This window comes from Leucobacter sp. GX24907 (assembly GCF_053567335.1).
In genome coordinates this window covers 284650-305162 of the sequence record NZ_JBSGPD010000004.1, presented here as the reverse complement: position 1 = coordinate 305162, position 20513 = coordinate 284650, and the positions used below count along the sequence as shown (strand labels likewise).

Genomic DNA, 20513 nt, shown 5'->3' with positions numbered 1-20513 from the left:
CATCGACGATATTCTCGGAAGCGTGAACGAGAAGATCGGTATCGTCTGGAACCCATCGAAGGTGGAGGAACCCAAGCTGCGTTCCGCGCTTGATCGTGCCCTCAACGAGGCGTTCGACGATGCACTGACCACGTCGTACGACGACTCTGATCGCCCTGAATGCCTCTGGTTCGAGACTTCGCGCGAAGATCCGGGCGGGGCGGCGACCGAGCGGGCCCTCGCCGAGGGCTGCTCTGTCGTCGTGGCGGTCGGCGGCGACGGCACGGTACGGGCTGTCGCCGAGCGTCTAGGTGAAAGCGGTACGCCTGCAGCAGACCTTGGCATCGTTCCATTTGGTACGGGGAATCTCCTCGCCCGGAACCTCGGGGTGCCGCTCGGTGATCCTCAAGCAGCGTTCGAGCGGATCCTTGCAGCAGAGCCGTCCTCCATCGATCTCTGCACAGCTGCGCTCGAAAGCACGGATGGGAAGACCAGAAAGCTCGGATTCGTCGTGATGGCGGGCTTCGGCATCGACGCGCAGATGATCGTCGAGACCGATGATGACCTCAAGGCGAAGACCGGTTGGCTCGCCTATGTCGAGTCCCTGGGCCGCGCCGCATCGGGCGCCGAAGTAGTGGAAGTAGTCCTGCGCCTCGACGGCGAGGAACCGCGCAGTGAGCGGGCCCATACGATGCTCGTGGCGAATTGCGGCAGCCTCCAGGGCGGGGTGACCCTGCTGCCCGACGCACGACCAGACGACGGGGAGGTCGATCTGCTGCTGCTCCGCGCAGACAATGCGGCGGCCTGGCTCGACACCATGAAGAACATGGTCTGGGACAACGGGCTCATGCGCTTGATCAGGGGCGGGGACGCTGAAAGTTCAGGATCCGCGGATCACCTGCGCGCCCGCACGCTGCGGGCCGAGCTGCCGCAGCCTCTGATCTTCGAAGTCGACGGTGACGACGTCGGCGAGGTCACGGCATTTGAGATCGAGGTGCTGCCGCAGGCATTGCGGGTGCGCTGATTACTTTCTTGCCGGCTCCGCTCCGGAGCCGCGCGTTCGACGTATTCGACGCGCGCTGATCAACCGCACCGGCTTCATCGCCCCTCTTTTGATATGATGAATTCATCATTTCATCATTCAAGCATCAGTGATTGAGAGGGTGTCCATGCCGCTCGGAGATGCGCAACGCCCGCTCTACGAGATCAAAGCCAACCTGTTCAAGGGCCTCGCCCACCCGTACCGCATCAGGATTCTTGAGATTCTGAGCGGAACGACCGAAGCCTCGGTTGCCGAGATGCTGCTCGAGACCGAACTCGAAGCCTCCCACCTCTCGCAGCATCTCGCCGTGCTCCGGCGATACCGACTCGTGCACTCCGAGCGTCGAGCGAGCACCGTCTACTACCGACTCGCATTTCCAGAGATCTCCGATCTCCTGCGGGTCGCCAGAAGCCTGCTGCACGGGATCCTCGGCGATGACGAGGCGCGGGGCGCCGCGGCCGCCTCTCTCCCATCGCTCCCTGCGAGCGCCCAACGATGACGTCGTCACGTGCTCGGCTGCGCAGCCTCCTCCCATCGCTCGATGACTACCGCGGAGCCCGCTCCTCGTGGCGACCCGATCTGCTCGCCGGCATCACGGTGGGAATCGTCGCGCTGCCGCTCGCCCTCGCGTTCGGCGTGAGTTCTGGCGTCGGTGCTGAAGCCGGCATCGTCACCGCGATCGTGGCGGGCATCGTCGCGGCCGCGTTCGGCGGCTCGAACGTGCAGGTGTCGGGTCCAACTGGTGCGATGGTCGTCGTACTCGCGCCGATCGTCGCCACCCACGGCACGGGTGCCGTCGTGACGGTCAGCCTGATGGCTGGAGTGATCGTCCTGGCAGCCGGGCTGCTACGGCTCGGTCGCGCCGTGAGCTACATCCCGTGGCCGGTCATCGAGGGATTCACTGCAGGGATCGGCATCATCATCTTTCTGCAGCAGGTTCCGTCGGCGCTCGGCGTAGACGTCGGCGGCAACGGTGCTCCGCATTCCACCAACGCCGTAGTCGCGGCCTGGCAGACAGTTGCTGAAGCGAGCTGGCCCGGCGCGCTGCTGCCGCTCGCGGCCGTGGTCGCAGTCGGGGTCATCATGCTCTTCATCGGCCGTTATGCCTCGGCCCTGCCCGGGTCGTTCATCGCCATCGTCGTCGTGTCGTTGCTCGCCTCACTCGCACGACTGCCGCTGGACACGATCGGCGAGCTTCCCCGCACGCTCCCGGCTCCCTCCCTCCCATCTCTCGACCCGGCTCTGCTCGTGTCGCTTTCAGGCCCGGCGGTAGCCGTCGCCGCACTCGCCGCGATCGAGTCCCTGCTCTCGGCGCGCGTCGCGGCTACGCTCGCCGATACCGGCAGGGTGCATGCCGACCGAGAACTCGTCGGGCAGGGTCTGGCCTCTGTAGCCGCTGGTCTCTTCGGAGGTATGCCCGCGACCGGTGCCATCGCCCGCACCGCGGTCAACGTACGCAGCGGAGCCCGAACCAGGGTCGCCGCCATCGTGCACTCGCTCGTCCTCTTGCTCATCGTGCTCGTCGCCGCGGAGATCGTGTCGCAGATCCCGCTCGCCGCGCTTGCCGGGGTCCTCATGATGACCGCAGCACGCATGGTGTCGCTGAGCACGATGCGCCGCGTCGCTCGTTCCGGGAGGTCGAGCGCCGCGGTCTTCGCCGTCACCCTCGGCGTGACTGTCGCTTTCGACCTGGTCATCGCGGTCGGAATCGGCATGGCGACCGCCGCATTCTTCTCGCTGCGCGCGCTGAGCCGACTGAGTGGAGCGCACCGCGAGCGACTCCCCGGTGCTCCCGTTCCCGGCGACGAACGCATCGCGCTCTTCCGGGTCGAAGGGTCATTGTTCTTCGGCGCAGCGGACCGGCTCATCGAGTCGATCTCCGACGCCCCGAACGTCGCAGTCGTGATCCTGCGCCTCTCTCGACTCCAGATCCTCGACGCGACCGGCGCGAACGCGTTGGCCGAACTCGTCGCCGCGCTTGAACGCCGAGGCATCGTCGTACTCATCAAGGGCGTCCGCTCGGAGCATCGCGTACTGCTGGAACGTCTCGGTGTGATCGCATCGCTGCGGCACCCCGATCACCTCTTCGCGGAATTGGATCCGGCCCTGGAACACGCGCGCAGCCATATCCGACGTACCGACGACACCGCACGCGCCTGACCCCCGGGAAGATGACACTTCCTTACCGGCCGGCTCGCGTCACTCGCAGCGATGCGAGAACATGAATGCATGGCTTCCTGTACCGATCCGAGCGGCGTGCCCTTCAGTGAGCTGGACCCTGCACTGCTGCGCACGACGCGTACCAGCATCAAGTGGACCCGCTTCGCCGAAGATGTGCTGCCGCTCTTCGTCGCGGAGATGGATTTCGCGGTCGCACCGGTCATCCGCGAGGCCATGATCGAGCGCATCGCAGCCTCCGATATCGGCTACGTCGAGAGCCCACTCCCCCTGGCAGAAGCCTTTGCCGATTTCGCCCGCGACCGGTGGAACTGGGAGCCGAGCCCCGAGCATCTCCACCTCACCACCGACGTCGCGACCGGTGTCGTGGAGGCGCTGCGCGTGCTGCGACCGAGCGCCGCGGGCACCACCGCACGACTCGTGATCCCGACCCCGACCTACCCGGGCTTCTTCGAGATGCTCGAAGAACTGCCGTTCGAGACCGTCGAGGTGCCACTCACCGAAGTGCACCGCAACGGCGGGCGCCTCGATCTTGTCGCCATCGAGCGGGAGTTCGTCGCCGGCGCCGACGCCTTCATCCTCTGCAACCCGCACAACCCGCACGGCATCGCATTCACCCGTGACGAGCTCTCCGAGCTCGCCCGGCTCGCCGCCCAGCACGATGTCGCCGTCGTGAGCGACGAAGTGCACGCACCGCTGACCTTCCCCGGTGTCGAGTTCGCCCCGTTCGCCCCGCTCGCCGCCGAGCACGCGGCCCTCTCCGCCACCGTGACCTCCGCGAGCAAGGGCTGGAGCATCGCGGGCGCGAAGTGCGCGGTCATCGTGGCCGCCGACGACCGCGCGAACGAGCTGCTCCACAACCTGCCGCCGGAAGTGCACACCCGCACGAGCCTCCTCGGCCTCCATGCGAGCGTCGCCGCCTTCCGCGACGGGCGAGACTGGCTCGACCGCGCCATCGCGCAGATCTCCGAGAATGTCGCCCTCTTCGATCGTCTCGCCGCCGAGCATCTCCCCGGTGTCGACGTGATCATCCCCCGGACCGGCTACCTCGCCTGGCTCGACTTCCGCAACGCCGGTCTCGGCGACGACCCGTATCGACGCATCCTCGACGAAGCGAAAGTCGCACTCAACAACGGCGCCTACTTCGGCGAAGGCGGATCCGGTCACGTTCGCATCAACCTCGCCTGCCCCCCCGAGACCATCCATGAGGCCGTTCGCCGTATTGCGGCGATCCTCCCCTCGACTGCCTGAGCGCCCGGCGCCCCTCCCTGCACGATCCACGAAGAAAGCACGCAGATGACCAGCTCCTCGAACCCCGCAGCCGCACCGATCGACGACTGGGAAAGCTTCGGCTTCGACACCCGCCAGGTACACGCGGGCGAGTATCCCGACCGCAACAGCGGGTTGCGCGTTCCCCCGATCGCCCTGTCTGCCGGGTACGTGTTCGAAGACTTCGACGACAGCATCGAGCGCTTCTCCGGCCGACCCGCGCGCGGCACCGCGACCGCAGACCTGAGCGGCGACGCTGCCTTCCCGCAAGATGCGCCCTCTCCGATCTACTCCCGCCAGGGCAACCCCACGAACGCCGTCGCCGAACGCCGGCTCTCGTCGCTCGAGGACGGCGTCGATACCGTGCTCGTCTCGAGCGGGCAAGCCGCCATCTCATCAGCGCTCTTCACGCTCGCGCAGCACGGCGATCACATCGTCTCGACCGCGTCGATCTATGGCGGCACCCGCATCCTCTTCGGGCGCAGCTTCAAGCGCTTCGGCATCGAGTTCGACTACGTCTGGGACGCCGACGATGACGCCGAGTGGGAGCGAGCGATCAGGCCGAACACCAAGGCGATCTACACCGAGACGATCCCGAACCCCCGCAACGATGTCATGGACCTGCGCCGTATCGCCGAGGTCGCTGCCCGCTACAACCTGCCGGTCGTGGTCGACAACACAGTGGGTACGCCCGCCCTGATCCGGCCGATCGAACACGGAGCGAACATCGTCGTGCACTCGACCACGAAGTTTCTCACCGGTCACGGCACCGCTGTCGGCGGATCAATCACCGATGGAGGCAACTTCGACTGGGCCGCCGCCGAACGCGCCGGTCGCTCGTATCCGCTCATCGCATCGGCCCCGCGCCCCGGCGCCTCGTCAATGCTCGACCGCTTCGGTCCCGGCGCCTACGGGCGCGCGGCACGCGAGGCCGTCGTGAACGACATCGGGCCGTCGCTCTCGCCGTTCAACGGCTTCCTGCTGCACCAGGGCATGGAGACGCTGTCGCTGCGCATGGAGCGCCACGTCGACACCTCGATCGCCATCGCCCGGTGGCTCGAAGAGCAGCCCGAGGTGGAACTGGTCGACTACGCGGGTCTGCCTTCGAATCCGCTGCACGCGCTCGCCGTGCGCGACTACGGCGCCGATGCCGAAGGCTACGGCCGCACCGGGTCAGTGTTCGGTGTCACCATTCGCGGCGGCATCGAGGGGGCTCGCGAATTCGTGAACGGACTGCGCGTGTTCTCACGCATGACCGGTATCGGCGATACGCGCACGATGGTGATCCACCCCGCAACCTCGACCCACGCCACCTTCGCACCCGAGATCAACGAACGCCTCGGCATCGGGCAGGGTCTGCTCAGGCTGTCGATCGGGCTGGAGACCGCGGACGACCTGATCCGCGATCTGCGCGGCGGTCTCGACCGCGTGGCCGCCGCGGGGCTGTAAGCGCTTACCGCCCGACGGCAGCTGCTCGCGCCGCTGCGACCGCGTCAGCGTTCGCAGCGTACTGGTGCTCGGCTGCGGGGAATGCCCCGGAGCGCACCTCGGCAGCGTACGCCGCGATCGCGGCGACCCGATTGTCGCCGATACTGCCGAACGACTTCACGAACTTCGCCGTACGACCCTCAGTCGCCCCGAGCAGGTCGTCGCTCACGAGCACCTGACCTTCAGCGGGCCCGGCCCCGATCCCGATGATCGGAATGTCGAGCACTCCCCGAAGCACCTCGGTCACCTCCGAGGGCACCGCCTCGACGACCATGCAGAACGCACCCGCCTCCTGCACCCCGAGAGCTTCCTCCACCAGACGTGCTGCCGAGGCCTCGGTGCGGCCCTGCGCGCGCAGGCCGCCGAGCGCCGTCGGAGTCTGAGGAGTGAGTCCGATGTGGCCGACCACCGGGATGCCCGCGGCGACGATTGCGCGGATCCGGCTCAGCTTCTGCGGATTGCCGCCTTCGAGCTTCACGGCATCCGCACGCGCCTCCTTCACGAAGCGCACGGCCGTTGCGACGGCCTGCGCATCGGATTCCTCCGTCGTGCCGAACGCGACATCGCACACGAGGAACGCGGATTCGGTGCCTCGCGACACGGCACCGGCGAGTACCAGCAGCTCATCGGTCGTGACCTCAGCGGTCGTCGGATACCCGAGATGGACCTGCGCGCCGGAATCGCCGACGAGCACCATATCGACGCCGGCACGTTCGGCAGCACGAGCCGTCGGATAGTCGTAGGCGGTGACCACCACGATGGGTTCTCCCGAGCGCTTCCGCTCCTGCAATTCCGGGATCGAGACCTTCGGCACTTCAGCTCTCCTCACGCTGCTCTGGCTCGGAGCCCAGCAGCAAATTGTCGATCAGGCGCACGGCCCCCACTCGCGCGGCGATCGCGACCAGCACCGGTCGGTCGATCACCGCAACCTCTTCTAGGGTAGCCGGGTCTGCGAACGCCAGGTACTCGGGCTCGAGATTCGACGCGTGCAGCATGCTGAGCGCGATAGTGCGCAGTTCGGCGACGTCCCGAGCTCCTTCGAGCACTGCCGAGCGAACGGCCTGTAGGGCGCGCGGGATCGCGACCGCTCGACTTCGTTCCTCGTCGCTCAGCAGGGTGTTGCGACTCGACAGTGCGAGGCCGTCGTCATCTCGCTGAGTCGGGCACGAAACGATACGGGTCGGGATTCCGAGGTCTGCCGCCATCCGTCGCACGACGAGCAGCTGCTGCGCATCCTTCTGCCCGAAATAGGCGGCGTCGGCCCCGACTGCGATGAGCAGTTTCGCCACGACCGTGGCGACGCCGTCGAAGTGGGCCGTTCCGCGACCGGCGCCCTCGAGCGTTTCGGTGAGCGCTCCGCCCACACTCACTGTCGTCGCGTACCCCGCAGGGTACATCTCGGAGGCAGCCGGGGCGAAGACGATGTCGACGTCGGCGGCTTCCGCCGCGTCGGTATCGGATACTTCGGTACGCGGGTAGGCGTCGAGATCCGCCCCTTCCGTGAACTGCTTCGGGTTCACGAAGATCGAGAGCACCACCGCATCGTTCTCGGCACGCGCCGCACGCAGCAGCGACAGATGCCCCTCGTGCAGCGCGCCCATCGTCGGCACGAGGCCGACGCGAGCTGCGCCAGCGCCACGCCGCTCCGCGAGCTCGGCGCGCAACTCCCGAATCGTTCGCACGACCCTCATACGTTCGCTTCCCCTCCCTCGGTACGCCGTTGTTCCTCCCCGGCGTCCGAACTCCTCAGCAATTGCCGTGCGGCGTCGACCAACGCGTCAAACGATTCGAGTGCCTCCGGCAGCCGCGCAACCACGGCTTCCCGCTGCGAGTCCACCGTCTCCTCATCACCGCGCACGATCGGCCCGGTGAGTGCTCGTTCCGCGCCGAGATCTGCCCAGTTCTGAACGGTCGCACGGACGAGAGGCACGAGCGCCTCCCTCGGCACACCCGCGGTCGCCGCGAGACGCTCGGCGAACCCCTCGAGAACGACCAGCAGATTCGAGGCGATCGACGCCGAGGCGTGGTACGCGGAGCGATCCTGCGCAGCGACGGCAAAGGTCCGCAGCCCGAGCATCTCGGCGAGCTCCCTCGCCATGCTTCGCGCCCGCTCGGTCGACCCGTCGACCGCAGCGAACGCGCCGTCGAACCGTATACCCGCCCCGGTGATCGGCAAGAGCGGATGCATGCTGAAGCACTCTCGTTCGCCCAGGACGTCGAGCGGCAACGCCCCCGAGCAGTGCCCGACAACGGGGCCCGGGGCGATCTTCGCAGCAGCCTGCCCGATCGCAGCGTCAGGAACTGCGAGCAGCACGAGATCGCTGCCCGCACCATCCGCGCCGCGTCCTGCAAGCGGAAGCGGATCCAGTCCACCCTCGAGCAGCACCGCGTGCACGGCAGACGCGACACGGCCGTGCCCGACGATCTGGATACGCATGTTCACAGCCTCGGCCGCCTGACCGTCAGCCGACCTCCAAGCCGTACAGATTCGGCTCGGGCACGAGAATCACGCCGAACTCCTGCTGTACGCGCTGCCCGATGTACCGGGCGAGCTGCGCCACGTCGGCAGCGGTCGCCGCCCCGCAGTTGGTGATCGCGAGCGTGTGCTTCGTCGATACCGCCGCCCCCGAACCCGGGAGACGGAAGCCACGATCGATCCCGGCATGCTCGATGAGCCAGGCCGCCGAGAGCTTCATCAAGCGCTCCTGAGGAGCCTCCGGTAGACGCAACGGCATGCCCGCCGCAAGCTCCTCGAGACTCGTCACCGCGGGCTCGGGCTCCTGCCCCTGCACCGGGAATCGCGGCGCGTTATCGGGGAGCGTGCGGGCGAAGCGTTCGGACACGATCGGGTTCGTGAAGAAGGATCCGGCGCTCCACGTATCGTGATCCGCCGCATCGAGAACCATGCCCTTCGACGCGCGCAACCGCAGCACCGTGCGACGCAGCTCAAGGATCGAGACCCGCGCTCCGACCGAGAGACCGAGCGCATCTGCGAGCTGACCGTAAGCGATCGGGGCAGACATCACCTGAGCGGCCTCACCGACGATCCCGTGCCGCGGCACGCTGCCGTGCATGATGACGAGGTCGTCCTGATGCGTCTCGCGTTCACCCCCGAATTCATCCGACAGCAGGAGGTCAATCGAGAGCACGACGCCCTCGAGCCCCTGCTTGATCGCCGAAGTACGGTACCCCAGCTCGAGTTCGGCCGCCGGGATGCGGCGCACCTCTTCGGTCTCGAGATCGAAGAACGTGATCGAGTGCAGCACGTCCGAAAGCTCCTGGCCGTACGCGCCGATGTTCTGCACGGGTGCGGCACCAGCGAGCCCGGGAATCCCCGAGAGCGCCTCGATGCCGGCCCAACCCTGCTCGACCGTCAACGCGACGAGATCATCCCAGTCGTGCCCGGCCTGCACCCGCAGCCTGACCGTGCCCTCGGGAAGTTTCCCCTCAGGATCCGCGACCCGCTCAACACCGCTGTTGCGCACGAGCAGCACCGTCCCCGGGTACCCCTCATCGCACACCACCGTGTTCGAGCCGCCACCGAGCAGCATCCACGGCTCACCGCTGTCTTGCAGTTCAGAGGCGTACCTGACCAGCTCATCAGAGGTGTGTGCGGTCAGGATCCGCTGTGCCGGGCCACCGACACGCATGGTCGTGAGATCGGCGAGGGTCTGCTCCCCGGCCCCGACTTCGGCGTTGGTCACGCGAATGCCACCGCCATCTGCGACTTGCCGAGCACGGTCGCGCCGTCGAACACGACACGTAAATCGATGCGAGCGGTGCGCGCCTCTTCATCGAGCGCGCCGACCGTGGCGGTCACCGTGACCACGGCGCCATCCTGCGCGTCGACCGGAACCGGGCGGGTGAAGCGCGACTGGAAGTCGACCACACGGCCGGCGTCGCCCAACCAATCGGTCGCGACCGAGCCCGCCACCCCCATCGTCAACATGCCGTGCGCGAGCACACCCGGCAGCCCGACGGACTGCGCGACATCGTCGCGGTAATGGATCGGATTGAAATCGCCCGAGGCACCCGCGTAACGCACGAGACGGTCACGGGTGAGGGTCAGCTCGCGCTCGGCCACCACGTCACCACGATTCAGCTCTTCGAAGCTCGGCATCAGTCCTCTTCCCCTCTCACTACGAGCGTGGAGATCGCGGTCACCACGTGCTCGCCGTCGGCATCGACGATCTCGCTCGAGGCGGTCACCATGGAGTGCCCGCCGAGCTGCTTGACCGCGGCGATCGTAAGCGTCGCGGTGAGCTCATCACCCGCGACCACCGGACGGCTGTAGGTGAAGCGCTGGTCGCCGTGCACGACACGCGAGAAGTCCACACCCGCATCAGGGTCGGCGAGGAGTTGCGCGAGCGTCGCCTCCTGCACCACGACGGGAAACGTCGGGGGGGCGACGACGTCGGCGTAGCCGGCCTCACGAGCGGCTGCGACGTCGATGTGCACGGGCGAGGAACTGAGGACCGCGCGAGCGAATTCGCGCACCTTCTCCCGGCCCACGAGATAGGGAGCTGTCGACGGGTACACCCGTCCTTGGATCTCTGGATTCACCACTCCGCCAGTCTACAGAGACGCGGGTGCCGGGCGGGGGATCCGCGGCCCTCGCCTGACATTCCCCTTTCCCACTTTCCCGGCCCTTCTTTTCCCTGCCCTTCCCCGAGCATCCCCGGCTTCCCTCTCCTCTCCCACTCCCGCTCCCGTTCCCTCTCCCTGGCCGTCACCTTCACCGAGATGAGCCGAAGTGTTGCTTCGGCACTCGCGAAGCAACACTTCGGCTTATCTCGCCGGAGTCTGCGCCGGCGCTCAGGGCTCAGGGCTCAGGGCTCAGGGCTCAGGGCTCAGGGCAGAGGCACCCCAACGCCAGCCCGGTTCTGCGCCCAACACTCCGGCTCATCTCGCCGCGGCCCGCGTCCGGCGCTCAGCGCCCGGCGCTCGGGCGTGAGGCATGCCCGACGCCAGCCCGAGCGCGGAACGCACCAGCCCGAGCACGCCGCACGGTGTCGCATTTCACCCAACGATTCCCGGCGAACTTTTGTGCCGTATATCCAAGGGTCAGCGCGCGACCTGGAATAAGGTGGAAACCATGTCTCGCATCCGTAAAGTGCTCATCGCAAACCGTGGTGAGATCGCCGTCCGCATCATCCGAGCAGCCGCCGACAGCGGCATCGCCTCGGTCGCCGTCTACGCTGACCAGGATCGCGATGCCATGCACGCCCAGTTCGCCGATGAAGCGTACGCCCTGCACGGTGCGACCAGCGCTGAGACGTATCTCGTCATCGACAAGATCCTCGGTGTCGCCCGCCGCTCGGGTGCTGACGCCGTGCATCCGGGTTACGGGTTCCTGGCGGAGAACGCCGACTTCGCGCGCGCCGTGATCGACGCGGGTCTCATCTGGATCGGACCGAGCCCCGACGCCATCGAACGGCTCGGAGACAAGGTGTCAGCCCGTCACGTCGCAGAGAAGGTGGGAGCTCCGCTCGCCGCGGGCACGAGCGACCCGGTCGAGAACGCCGACGAAGTTCTGGCGTTCGCCGACGAGGTCGGCCTGCCCATCGCCATCAAGGCCGCGTTCGGCGGCGGCGGCCGCGGTCTGAAGGTCGCCTACGAGCGTGATGAGGTCGCCGAACTCTTCGAGTCCGCGACCCGTGAAGCGGTGGCCGCGTTCGGTCGCGGCGAGTGCTTCGTCGAGAAGTATCTCGAGAAGCCGCGCCATGTCGAGACCCAGTGCCTCGCCGATCAGCACGGCAACATCGTCGTCGTCTCGACTCGCGACTGCTCCTTGCAGCGTCGCCACCAGAAGCTCGTCGAAGAAGCGCCGGCTCCGTTCCTCTCCGTCGAGCAGAACGCCGAGCTGTACCGTGCGTCGAAGGCGATTCTCCGCGAGGTCGGATACGTCGGTGCCGGCACCTGCGAGTTCCTCGTCGCGAAGGACGGCACGGTGTCGTTCCTCGAAGTGAACACCCGCCTGCAGGTCGAGCACCCCGTGTCCGAAGAGGTCACCGGGCTCGACCTTGTCCGCGAGCAGTTCCGTATCGCCGAGGGCGGCGTCATCGACTACGACGACCCGGTTTCGCACGGTCACTCCTTCGAATTCCGTCTCAACGGTGAGGATCCGGGTAACGGCTTCCTTCCGAACCCCGGGCCCGTCACTCACTTCAAAGCGGCTTCCGGCCCCGGCGTGCGTGTCGACACTGGCGTTCGCTCGGGCGACATCGTCTCGGGCGCGTTCGACTCGATGCTGGGCAAGCTCATCGTCACCGGTGCCACACGCGAGATCGCGCTCGAGCGCGCGCGTCGTGCGCTCGACGAGTTCGAGGTGCTCGGGCTCCCGACCGTATTGCCGTTCCATCGCAAGATCGTCCGTGATCCGGCATTCACCGCCCCGAATGGAGCATTCGGCGTGTACACCCTCTGGATCGAGAACGAGTTCGAGAACGACATCGAGCCTTGGGAAGGCGAGCTCGAGGCACTCTCGCAGGATCCGAAGCGCCAGTCGGTCGTCGTCGAGGTCGCGGGGCGTCGCGTCGAGGTCACGATGCCGGCGACACTGCTGCCGCTCGTGAACCAGGACGTGACCCGCGGCCCCGCTCCCCGTCGCGCGAAGAACGCCGCCATCGCAGGGTCCGCGGGCAACTCCGTGGCCGCGCCCATGCAGGCAACCGTCGTCAAGGTCGCGGTCGAAGAGGGCCAGCCCGTGGAGAACGGGGATCTGGTCGTCGTACTCGAGGCGATGAAGATGGAGCAGTCGATCTACGCGCACCGCGACGGCGTGGTCCAGGGCATCGAGGCGCCGATCGGTCAGACGGTGCCGAACGGGCACCTGCTGCTCAGCATTGTGGATCCTGCCTAACGCCGGCGTCACCTCACGTCAGAGTCGACTCACCCCAGCATCGCCTCGCTCCACCGCCGCTAAGCGTCGCCGGCAAGCGCCTCAGCGCACGCGTCCGCCGAGCGCGCGGGCATCGCGCTTGCCCATCGCGTCTTGACGGAGTTCCTTCGGCAGTGAAAAGACGAGGTCCTCCTCCGCGGTGACCGTCGCTTCGACGTCGCCGTAGCCGGCATCGGCGAGGTCATCGAGCAGCTCCTGCACGAGCACCTCGGGAACCGATGCTCCGCTCGACACTCCGACGGTGCGCACGCCGTCGAGCCACTCCTGCTGCACTTCCGAAGCGAAGTCGACACGATACGCGGCCTTGGCGCCGTATTCGAGCGCGACCTCGACGAGTCGTACCGAGTTCGAGGAGTTCGCTGACCCGACAATGATCACGAGATCTGCTTGCGGGGCGATCTTCTTGATCGCGACCTGGCGGTTCTGCGTCGCGTAGCAGATGTCGTCACTCGGCGGATCCTGCAGTTCTGGGAACTTCGTGCGCAGCCTGCGCACGGTCTCCATCGTCTCGTCGACCGACAGCGTCGTCTGCGACAGCCACACCAGTCGGCTCGGATCCTTCACTTCGAGTGTGTCCACGTCTTCCGGCGAATTCACGATAGTGATGTGATCCGGCGCTTCACCCGCGGTACCTTCAACCTCTTCGTGTCCGGTGTGCCCGATGAGCAGGATCTCGCGATCCTGCTTCGCGAAGCGCACGGCCTCGCGGTGCACTTTGGTCACCAGCGGACAGGTGGCATCGATGGCGTGGAGGCCCCGATCCTCAGCCGCGTTTACAACCGCGGGAGAGACCCCGTGAGCGGAGAACACGACGTTCGCCCCCTCGGGCACTTCGTCGACCTCGTCGACGAAGATTGCGCCCATCTTCTCGAGCGTGCGCACGACATGAACGTTGTGCACGATCTGCTTGCGCACGTAGACCGGGGCGCCGTAACGCTCGAGCGCCTTCTCGACGGCGACGACGGCTCGGTCGACTCCCGCGCAGTATCCGCGGGGCGCCGCGAGCAGCACCTTCTTCTCGCCATCGACGGGACGATCCTGTAACCGACCGACTTCGCGCCGCAGTCGCGGCATCGCGAGGCTCACCACCGGAGCACCGATCGTGCGCTGCTCCTGCGGCGTCAGGGTTCGGCTTTCAGTCATGCTCCGAGTTTACCGCCCTCAACTGATCGACTCCCCGGGCCGAGAAGCCTGCGGCTAGGCTCGACGCATGGTCGAAACCACCGTCTCCCCTGCGACGCGCGAGGATCCTTGGCCGGTCGGGCTCATGAGCGAGAAGATCGCCGCCTGGATCGACCGTCTGGGCACGGTCTGGATCGAGGGCGAGATCACCCAGTGGCAGCCACGCGGCGGTCACGTCTACGGCAAGCTCAAGGATCTGAGCCAGGACGCGACCGTGAGCTTCACGGTGTGGCGCTCGGTCGCGCAGAAGCTGACGAGCGAGTTCGCTCAGGGTGACCGGGTCATCGCCCTGGTGAAGCCGAATTTCTGGGTGAAGGGCGGCACGCTCACCGTGCAGGTCTTCGAGTTGTCGCACGTCGGTCTGGGCGAGCTTCTCGAGCGCCTCGAGCGGCTGCGTCGTCAGTTGCAGGCCGAGGGCCTGTTCGCTCCGGAACGTAAGCGCCGCCTGCCCTTCCTCCCCCACCGGATCGGTCTCGTGACAGGTCGGGACTCCGATGCCGAGAAAGATGTGATCCGCAATGCGACCCTGCGGTGGCCGGGTGTCAGTTTCGAGATTCGGTACAGCGCGGTGCAGGGCGATCGGGCGGCGGCCGAGGTCGCGGCGGGTATCGAGGCGCTCGATCAGGATCCGGAAGTGGACGTCATCATCGTGGCCCGCGGCGGAGGCGATTTCCAGCACCTCCTCCCGTTCAGCGACGAGCGCGTGCTGCGCGCTGCGGCGAGCGCGACCACTCCGATCGTGAGTGCGATCGGGCACGAGGCGGATCGCCCGCTGCTTGACGATGTGGCAGATCTCCGGGCGAGCACCCCGACCGATGCCGCGAAGCGAGTGGTTCCCGATGTGGGTGAGGAGCTGGCGGGCATCGACCAGGCGCGAGCGCGCATGAGTTCTCGGCTCGGGCATCTGCTCGCGAATGAAGCAGAGCGCATCTCTCAGTTGCGGGGTCGCCCGGTGCTCGCGCAGCCGGAGCGCTTGATCGATACGCAAGCCGATGAGCTCGTGCGATGGGCGGCGCGGGGTGCTGAGCTCGCGGAGCGCGCGGTTGAGGATCGCGCACGCGAGCTCGGTCAGGCGCGGGCCCGCCTGACGGCGCTCTCCCCGCGCGCGACGCTCGAGCGGGGGTACGCGATCGCGCAGCTCATCGAGTCCGAGGACGACGGGGCGGGGCGGGTGCTGCGAGATCCGTCTGAGGCCCCCGAGGGCGCGCGGTTGCGTGTGGTGCTCGCGGGCGGGCGTCTTGCTGCGGTCTCTTCGGGGCATGATCAGTCGGGTGAGGCGTAGACTGGAGCCCATGAGTGCCCAGACACCCGCAGCGGTCGCCGATTTGAGCTACGAAGAGGCTCGCGACGAGCTCGTTCAGGTTGTCGGTCGTCTCGAGCAGGGCGGCACCACGCTGGAGCAGTCGCTGCAGTTGTGGGAGCGGGGTGAGGCGCTCGCGTCGCGGTGCGAGGAGTGGCTACTCGGCGCCCGGAAGCGTCTTGAGGAAGCCCGGGAGCGTTCGCAGGGGTCGACGGACGATGAGCTTGGATCATCGAGCGCCGCCGAGTCAGGAACCCTCGCGTAACCGTGGTGAAGAAGCAAAAGGCCCCCGTCGTCGTTGCAGAGCTCGGGCGTCCCGAGACTGCGGAGGAGACTTCGGCACGGAAGGCTCGCGACAGCCGCCTGTACCGGGAGCGCAAGACAGTCAACAACCTGGTCTTCTCCTTGCTCGTGAGCCTCGGCTTGATGCTCGTGATCTTCCTGATGGTGCCGCGCGGTGTCGATCAGTACTCGGACCGTTCGGTCGACGTCCCAGAGCTCGCTGAGCAGGCCTCGGCCGGCACGGGCCTCGACCTGGTCGCGCCTGACGTGCCCGAGGGGTGGAAAGCGAAGCAGGCGGAGCTCAGATACTCGGACGCCGATGGCGTGACCTTCTGGTACGTCGGTTACACGACCGCGGATGAGCAGTACGCGGCTGTCGTGCAGGCTTTCACGGAAGACGGCTCCGAGGTGTCGGAGCGTTGGGTCGCCGAACACCTGGAGGAGCAGGATCCCACTGGTGCAGAGCAGATGGGCGGCTTCGACTGGACCGTCTACGATCATTCGGATCGCGATGCTGACGATGCCAATATGTTGTTCGGCATGCAGACCTCGACCCCCCGGGAAGATGGAGCCGACACGGTTGTGCTCGTCTACGGGACAGATACGAGCGGCACGATCCGCACCCTCGCAGCCTCAGTCGCAAAGGAGCTTCCATGACCACACCCCGTGTCACCCCGCAGCAGGCCTGGGACGCGTTCATTGCCGGAAATGAGCGTTTCATCAGCGGCAGTTCGAACCACCCGAACCAGGATGTCGAGCGCCGCAGCGAACTGGTCAACACGCAGACCCCCGACGTGGCGCTCTTCGGCTGCTCGGACTCCCGCCTCGCCGCCGAGATCATCTTCGACTGCGGCCTGGGCGATCTGTTCATCGCCCGTAACATGGGGCACGTCGTCGCGGAATCCATCACAGCGTCTATGGAGTACGCGGTGGCGGAGCTCGGTTCGGCGCTCATCGTCGTGCTCGCGCACGACTCCTGCGGCGCCGTTGCTGCGGCGATCGATCAGTCGAGCCGTACACCGGGCGAAGTCACGCAGACCATCGCGAACACGCTGGCTCCGATCCAGCCGTCGGTACAGCAGCTGTGGCACCGCGAGCAGCATGAGACCCCATATGTCGATCCGGCGAAGATCGACGCGAATGCGGCGGGCAGGATCCACTTGGCCTCGACCGTCAATCAGCTGCTCCGCGCCTCCCGCACCATCAGCGATGCCGTCGATCGAGGAGAACTCGCGATCGTCGGTTGCCAGTACCGCCTGACCGAGGGTCGCGCGGTTCCCTACACCGCTGTCGGCCACCTCGAGATCGATCTGGCGCCGACCCTCTAGGGATCCTCGTCGCTCCCCTGCCCCCCTTGCCCCCCGACACCCTGCGCGAGCCCAACGAGTCGCAGGACCCACTACTGAGAACCGAATGCACGATCAGATCCTGCGAGTCCGCGCAGGAAGACGAAGAGTAAGGATGACCGTGACTGATACCGATTACCGCATCGAGCATGACACGATGGGCGAAGTGCGCGTCCCGAAGAACGCCCTCTACTCCGCACAGACGCAGCGCGCCGTCGAAAACTTCCCCATTTCGGGTACCGGGCTCGAAGCCGCTCAGATCGTGGCACTGGCCCGCATCAAGCGCGCCGCGGCCATCGCGAACCAGGAGCTCGGAATTCTCGAGGCTCCCATCGCCCAGGCGATCGTGGCCGCTGCCGATGAGGTCATCGCGGGCGAGCACCACGATCAGTTCCCGGTCGACACGTACCAGACCGGCTCGGGCACCTCGTCGAACATGAACACCAATGAGGTACTCGCGCACCTCGCCTCGAAGCACCTCGGCTCGCCGGTGCACCCGAATGACCACGTCAATGCATCGCAGTCGTCGAACGACGTCTTCCCGACCTCGGTGCACATCGCGGTCACCGGCGCGCTGATCGAGCAGCTGAAGCCCTCGCTCGAGCATCTGGCCGAGGCTCTCGAGAAGAAGGCCGAACTGTGGAAGGACGCAGTGAAGTCGGGGCGCACCCACCTCATGGATGCGACGCCGGTCACCCTCGGCCAAGAGTTCGGTGGTTACGCCGCGCAGATCCGTTACGGGATCGAGCGCATCGAGGCCGCGCTTCCCCGCGTCGCCGAGGTGCCGCAGGGCGGCACGGCCGTCGGCACCGGCATCAACACCCCGCTCGGCTTCCCGGAGAAGGTCATCGCCGAGATCGCGCAGTCGAGCGGTCTGCCGATCACCGAGGCACGCAACCACTTCGAGGCCCAGGCCAACCGCGACGGCCTGGTCGAGGCCTCGGGCGCGCTGCGCACGATCGCCGTCTCGCTCACGAAGATCGCCGAAGACGTACGCTGGATGGGGTCGGGCCCGAACACCGGTTTCGCAGAGCTCCACATCCCGGATCTGCAACCCGGGTCCTCGATCATGCCCGGCAAGGTCAACCCGGTCGTGCCCGAGGCAACACTGATGGTGTGCGCCCGAATCATCGGTAACGATGCAACCATCGCCTGGGGCGGCGCCCGCGGCAACTTCGAGCTCAATGTGATGATTCCCGTCATGGGCACCGCACTGCTCGAGTCGATCCGCCTGCTCTCGAACGTTGCACGCGTGTTCGCCGACAAGACCGTCGACGGCCTCAAGGCGAACGTCGAGCGCATGGCCACGCTCGCGGGTATGAGCCCGTCGACCGTCACCCCGCTGAACCGCCTCATCGGTTACGAGGCGGCCGCGAAGATTGCAAAGCACTCGGTCGCCAAGGGCATTACCGTGCGCGAGGCAGTGGTCGATCTCGGCTACGTCGAACGTGGCGACGTCACCGAGGCCGACCTCGACAAGGCCCTCGATCTGCTGTCGATGACGCACCCAGGCGTCGCGAAGTAAGGCTGCGCCTCAGACAGAGGGGCTCGGGATCGCAAGGTCTCGAGCCCCTCTGCCGCTTCCGGCGCTCCGAAGTTTCCGGCGCTCCGCCGCTTCTCGCACCGCCAGCACTCCTCACCCGCGCGCCTGAGACCCTCGACGGTTAAGCTCAACGGTATGGAATCGCCGGTCTTGAAGTACCTGCGCCGAGTACACGAGGAGCTCGCTCGGCTCAGCGATGGCACGCCGTCTCCGCTCGCCTCGACCGCGCCAGACCCCGATGATTTCGGCATCGCCCTCGCCACGGCAGACGGCCACGTATACGAGGTCGGTACGACTCGCACGCCGTTCTCCATCCAGTCCATCTCGAAGCCGCTCAGCTACGGGTTGGTGCTGGCAGACCTCGGCGCCGAGGCCGTCGATGAGAAGGTCGATGTCGAGCCTTCGGGAGACCCGTTCAATGAGATCTCGTTGAATCCCGATACCGGTCGCCCCGCAAATGCGATGATCAATGCCGGTGCGATCGCCGTGGCTTCGCTGATCAAAGGCTCCGGGGGTCGCTCGCCGATTCAGCGCATCGAGAGCACATACTCCGACTTCGCTGCTCGTGAGCTCCGCAGCAGCAAGCGCGAGTACCGCGCCGAGCGGTCTCGCAGTGACCGGAACCACGCACTCGCCTACCTCTTAAGTTCGGCCGGCATCATTGAGAACGATCCCACTCGCGCTCTCGAGATCTATCTGCGTCAGTGCGCAGTAGAGGTCACCTGCCACGATCTCTCGATCATGGCAGCAACCCTTGCCGCGGGTGGGACGAATCCGATCACCGGTGTCGAGGCACTGCCCTTCGAAGCAGTGGAACGGGTGCTGTCGGTCATGATGACTTCGGGCATGTACGACGATGCGGGCGACTGGATCACACAGGTCGGAATGCCCGCGAAATCTGGGGTGGGCGGGGGCATCATGGCGGTGCTTCCGGGTCAGGCCGGTCTCGCCGTCTACTCACCGCCGCTGAACAGGCACGGCAATAGCGTGCGCGGGGTCGCAGCGTGCCGTCGCATCTCGCGCGATATGCAGATGCATTTCGTTCGGGCCGCTCGAACCGGCCGTTCGTCGATCAAGTCATCGCACACGATCGATCATGAGCCCTCGAACATCCGCCGCACCGAGGAGGGTGCCGAGGTGCTGCGAGAGCACAGCCGCCGAGCTCTCGTGCTCCAACTGACCGGAGACTTGTTCTTCGCGGGCACCGAGAGTGTGGTGCGGGAGCTCACGGCGCTTGATCCCGATATCGATTTCATCGTGGTCGACGCGCGCGATGTCGACGAGGTGGGCGCTGTCGGTCTTCGCATGATCAACGCGATCTTTGCCGAGCTTCGGGATTCGGATCGCAGGGTACTCCTCATCGACCCGGAGCAGGTGCTCGAGGGGGTCGCCACCGATGGCATACGGTGCTTTGATTCCTACGATCACGCCATCGCGATCTGCGAGCAGTTGCTGCTGGAGCGCTACGGCGGCCCCTCGGCGCTGCCTCGAGCGGTGTCGGTGACGGACTCCTCAGTTCTGGCGCGACTCGACGACGCGGATGCGGCGAAGCTCGTTTCGTTGATGACCGCCCGTCGTTACGAGGACGGGGAGGTCATTCGACGTGTCGGCCAACGATTCGGCGGCCTGTTCTTCATCCGTTCAGGGCTCGTCGACATCGTCGCGACCCGCGAGGATGGGACTCGTTTCAGGCTGCGGACGCTGGGCGCCGGGATGACCTTCGGTGAGCCCGTGATCGGTGATGATGAGCGCGAGGGAACTACGGTGAAAGCGGAGGGTCTCGTCGACATCATGGTGCTGGAATCAGAAGTCATCGAACGGCTCGAGACCGAGGATCCGAGACTGGCTGTGCTGTTGTGGCGCGCCTTGGCACGCGATGCTTCGGTGCGAGTGGATCGACTCAGCGGCGCGCTCGCGACCCGATTCAGGGAATAAAGAGAGAGGGCCCGAAGCATCGTGACAAGCAGTCACGATGCTTCGGGCCTTCGCGGCACCTCAGAGGG

At 66.6% G+C, this 20513-nt stretch carries 19 protein-coding genes; 12 read left to right on the top strand and 7 right to left on the bottom strand.

Annotation, left to right across the window (positions count from 1 at the left end):
- Positions 1 to 22: 22 nt before the first annotated feature.
- The 5 genes from ACUYV6_RS08315 (at position 23) to ACUYV6_RS08295 (ending at position 5917) form a co-directional block, all read left to right on the top strand.
- On the top strand, positions 23 to 1003 hold the full coding sequence (locus tag ACUYV6_RS08315; protein WP_449278188.1) for a diacylglycerol/lipid kinase family protein: 981 nt from the start codon (positions 23 to 25) through the stop codon (positions 1001 to 1003).
- A 145-nt stretch (positions 1004 to 1148) separates the two neighbouring features.
- The gene (locus ACUYV6_RS08310) at positions 1149 to 1520 is read left to right on the top strand and encodes an ArsR/SmtB family transcription factor (protein WP_449278187.1); all 372 of its coding nucleotides are present in this window, start codon (positions 1149 to 1151) and stop codon (positions 1518 to 1520) included.
- The gene (locus tag ACUYV6_RS08305; protein ID WP_449278186.1) at positions 1517 to 3181 is read left to right on the top strand and encodes a SulP family inorganic anion transporter; all 1665 of its coding nucleotides are present in this window, start codon (positions 1517 to 1519) and stop codon (positions 3179 to 3181) included. Before ACUYV6_RS08310 ends, ACUYV6_RS08305 begins: the two co-directional genes overlap by 4 nt.
- Positions 3182 to 3250: 69 nt before the next feature.
- On the top strand, positions 3251 to 4450 hold the full coding sequence (locus ACUYV6_RS08300; protein ID WP_449278185.1) for a MalY/PatB family protein: 1200 nt from the start codon (positions 3251 to 3253) through the stop codon (positions 4448 to 4450).
- A 45-nt stretch (positions 4451 to 4495) separates the two neighbouring features.
- Positions 4496 to 5917, top strand: a complete 1422-nt coding sequence (locus ACUYV6_RS08295; RefSeq protein WP_449278184.1) for an O-acetylhomoserine aminocarboxypropyltransferase/cysteine synthase family protein — start codon at positions 4496 to 4498, stop codon at positions 5915 to 5917.
- 4 nt (positions 5918 to 5921) lie between these two features.
- Here ACUYV6_RS08295 and panB read toward each other — a convergent pair whose 3' ends face one another.
- The 6 genes from panB to ACUYV6_RS08265 are packed head-to-tail and all read right to left on the bottom strand — an operon-like array spanning position 5922 to position 10522.
- Positions 5922 to 6770 (bottom strand): 3-methyl-2-oxobutanoate hydroxymethyltransferase, encoded by an 849-nt coding sequence (panB, locus tag ACUYV6_RS08290; protein WP_449278183.1) that lies wholly within the window; start codon positions 6768 to 6770, stop codon positions 5922 to 5924.
- A 1-nt stretch (position 6771) separates the two neighbouring features.
- Positions 6772 to 7647, bottom strand: a complete 876-nt coding sequence (panC, locus tag ACUYV6_RS08285; RefSeq protein ID WP_449278182.1) for a pantoate--beta-alanine ligase — start codon at positions 7645 to 7647, stop codon at positions 6772 to 6774.
- Complete coding sequence (locus tag ACUYV6_RS08280) at positions 7644 to 8393, bottom strand: DUF2520 domain-containing protein (RefSeq protein ID WP_449278181.1); 750 nt, start codon at positions 8391 to 8393, stop codon at positions 7644 to 7646. The genes panC and ACUYV6_RS08280 overlap by 4 nt, the downstream gene beginning before the upstream one ends.
- A 25-nt stretch (positions 8394 to 8418) precedes the next feature.
- Positions 8419 to 9606, bottom strand: a complete 1188-nt coding sequence (locus tag ACUYV6_RS08275) for an FAD-binding protein (protein ID WP_449278238.1) — start codon at positions 9604 to 9606, stop codon at positions 8419 to 8421.
- A gap of 50 nt (positions 9607 to 9656) precedes the next feature.
- Positions 9657 to 10076: a MaoC family dehydratase gene (locus ACUYV6_RS08270; protein ID WP_449278180.1), complete on the bottom strand. Its 420-nt coding sequence runs from the start codon at positions 10074 to 10076 to the stop codon at positions 9657 to 9659.
- Positions 10076 to 10522: an FAS1-like dehydratase domain-containing protein gene (locus ACUYV6_RS08265; RefSeq protein ID WP_449278179.1), complete on the bottom strand. Its 447-nt coding sequence runs from the start codon at positions 10520 to 10522 to the stop codon at positions 10076 to 10078. Before ACUYV6_RS08265 ends, ACUYV6_RS08270 begins: the two co-directional genes overlap by 1 nt.
- A gap of 529 nt (positions 10523 to 11051) precedes the next feature.
- Here ACUYV6_RS08265 and ACUYV6_RS08260 point away from each other — a divergent pair.
- Entirely contained in the window at positions 11052 to 12818 is a 1767-nt protein-coding gene (locus ACUYV6_RS08260; protein ID WP_449278178.1) for an acetyl/propionyl/methylcrotonyl-CoA carboxylase subunit alpha, read from the top strand.
- Between the two features lie 81 nt (positions 12819 to 12899).
- On the opposite strand, the gene ACUYV6_RS08255 is transcribed toward ACUYV6_RS08260, so the two are convergent.
- Positions 12900 to 13931 carry a 4-hydroxy-3-methylbut-2-enyl diphosphate reductase gene (locus ACUYV6_RS08255; protein ID WP_449278237.1) on the bottom strand — a complete coding sequence of 344 codons (1032 nt, stop codon included), beginning with the start codon at positions 13929 to 13931 and terminating at the stop codon, positions 12900 to 12902.
- A gap of 136 nt (positions 13932 to 14067) precedes the next feature.
- Here ACUYV6_RS08255 and xseA point away from each other — a divergent pair, with 136 nt between their 5' ends.
- The 6 genes from xseA to glsA all read left to right on the top strand — a co-directional run bounded on the left by xseA (position 14068) and on the right by glsA (position 20445).
- Positions 14068 to 15321 carry an exodeoxyribonuclease VII large subunit gene (gene xseA / locus ACUYV6_RS08250; RefSeq protein WP_449278177.1) on the top strand — a complete coding sequence of 418 codons (1254 nt, stop codon included), beginning with the start codon at positions 14068 to 14070 and terminating at the stop codon, positions 15319 to 15321.
- A gap of 10 nt (positions 15322 to 15331) precedes the next feature.
- The gene (locus tag ACUYV6_RS08245; RefSeq protein WP_449278176.1) at positions 15332 to 15604 is read left to right on the top strand and encodes an exodeoxyribonuclease VII small subunit; all 273 of its coding nucleotides are present in this window, start codon (positions 15332 to 15334) and stop codon (positions 15602 to 15604) included.
- Positions 15605 to 15609: 5 nt separating this feature from the next.
- Positions 15610 to 16278, top strand: a complete 669-nt coding sequence (locus tag ACUYV6_RS08240) for a DUF4245 domain-containing protein (RefSeq protein WP_449278175.1) — start codon at positions 15610 to 15612, stop codon at positions 16276 to 16278.
- A complete protein-coding gene (locus ACUYV6_RS08235; RefSeq protein ID WP_449278174.1) occupies positions 16275 to 16949 on the top strand; it encodes a carbonic anhydrase in 675 nt (224 codons plus the stop codon). Before ACUYV6_RS08240 ends, ACUYV6_RS08235 begins: the two co-directional genes overlap by 4 nt.
- A gap of 133 nt (positions 16950 to 17082) precedes the next feature.
- A complete protein-coding gene (locus tag ACUYV6_RS08230) occupies positions 17083 to 18492 on the top strand; it encodes a class II fumarate hydratase (RefSeq protein ID WP_449278173.1) in 1410 nt (469 codons plus the stop codon).
- 153 nt (positions 18493 to 18645) lie between these two features.
- Complete coding sequence (glsA, locus tag ACUYV6_RS08225; RefSeq protein ID WP_449278172.1) at positions 18646 to 20445, top strand: glutaminase A; 1800 nt, start codon at positions 18646 to 18648, stop codon at positions 20443 to 20445.
- Positions 20446 to 20513 lie beyond the last annotated feature (68 nt).

Excerpts from the sequence above, each read along its gene's own strand:
- ACUYV6_RS08310 (WP_449278187.1), top strand. The coding sequence starts at position 1,149 with ATGCCGCTCGGAGATGCGCAACGCCCGCTCTACGAGATCAAAGCCAAC.
- ACUYV6_RS08305 (WP_449278186.1), top strand. The coding sequence starts at position 1,517 with ATGACGTCGTCACGTGCTCGGCTGCGCAGCCTCCTCCCATCGCTCGAT.
- ACUYV6_RS08300 (WP_449278185.1), top strand. The coding sequence starts at position 3,251 with ATGGCTTCCTGTACCGATCCGAGCGGCGTGCCCTTCAGTGAGCTGGAC.
- ACUYV6_RS08295 (WP_449278184.1), top strand. The coding sequence starts at position 4,496 with ATGACCAGCTCCTCGAACCCCGCAGCCGCACCGATCGACGACTGGGAA.
- panC (WP_449278182.1), bottom strand. The coding sequence starts at position 7,647 with ATGAGGGTCGTGCGAACGATTCGGGAGTTGCGCGCCGAGCTCGCGGAG.
- ACUYV6_RS08280 (WP_449278181.1), bottom strand. The coding sequence starts at position 8,393 with ATGCGTATCCAGATCGTCGGGCACGGCCGTGTCGCGTCTGCCGTGCAC.
- ACUYV6_RS08275 (WP_449278238.1), bottom strand. The coding sequence starts at position 9,606 with ATGCGTGTCGGTGGCCCGGCACAGCGGATCCTGACCGCACACACCTCT.
- ACUYV6_RS08270 (WP_449278180.1), bottom strand. The coding sequence starts at position 10,076 with ATGCCGAGCTTCGAAGAGCTGAATCGTGGTGACGTGGTGGCCGAGCGC.
- ACUYV6_RS08260 (WP_449278178.1), top strand. The coding sequence starts at position 11,052 with ATGTCTCGCATCCGTAAAGTGCTCATCGCAAACCGTGGTGAGATCGCC.
- ACUYV6_RS08255 (WP_449278237.1), bottom strand. The coding sequence starts at position 13,931 with ATGCCGCGACTGCGGCGCGAAGTCGGTCGGTTACAGGATCGTCCCGTC.
- xseA (WP_449278177.1), top strand. The coding sequence starts at position 14,068 with ATGGTCGAAACCACCGTCTCCCCTGCGACGCGCGAGGATCCTTGGCCG.
- ACUYV6_RS08245 (WP_449278176.1), top strand. The coding sequence starts at position 15,332 with ATGAGTGCCCAGACACCCGCAGCGGTCGCCGATTTGAGCTACGAAGAG.
- ACUYV6_RS08235 (WP_449278174.1), top strand. The coding sequence starts at position 16,275 with ATGACCACACCCCGTGTCACCCCGCAGCAGGCCTGGGACGCGTTCATT.
- ACUYV6_RS08230 (WP_449278173.1), top strand. The coding sequence starts at position 17,083 with ATGACCGTGACTGATACCGATTACCGCATCGAGCATGACACGATGGGC.
- glsA (WP_449278172.1), top strand. The coding sequence starts at position 18,646 with ATGGAATCGCCGGTCTTGAAGTACCTGCGCCGAGTACACGAGGAGCTC.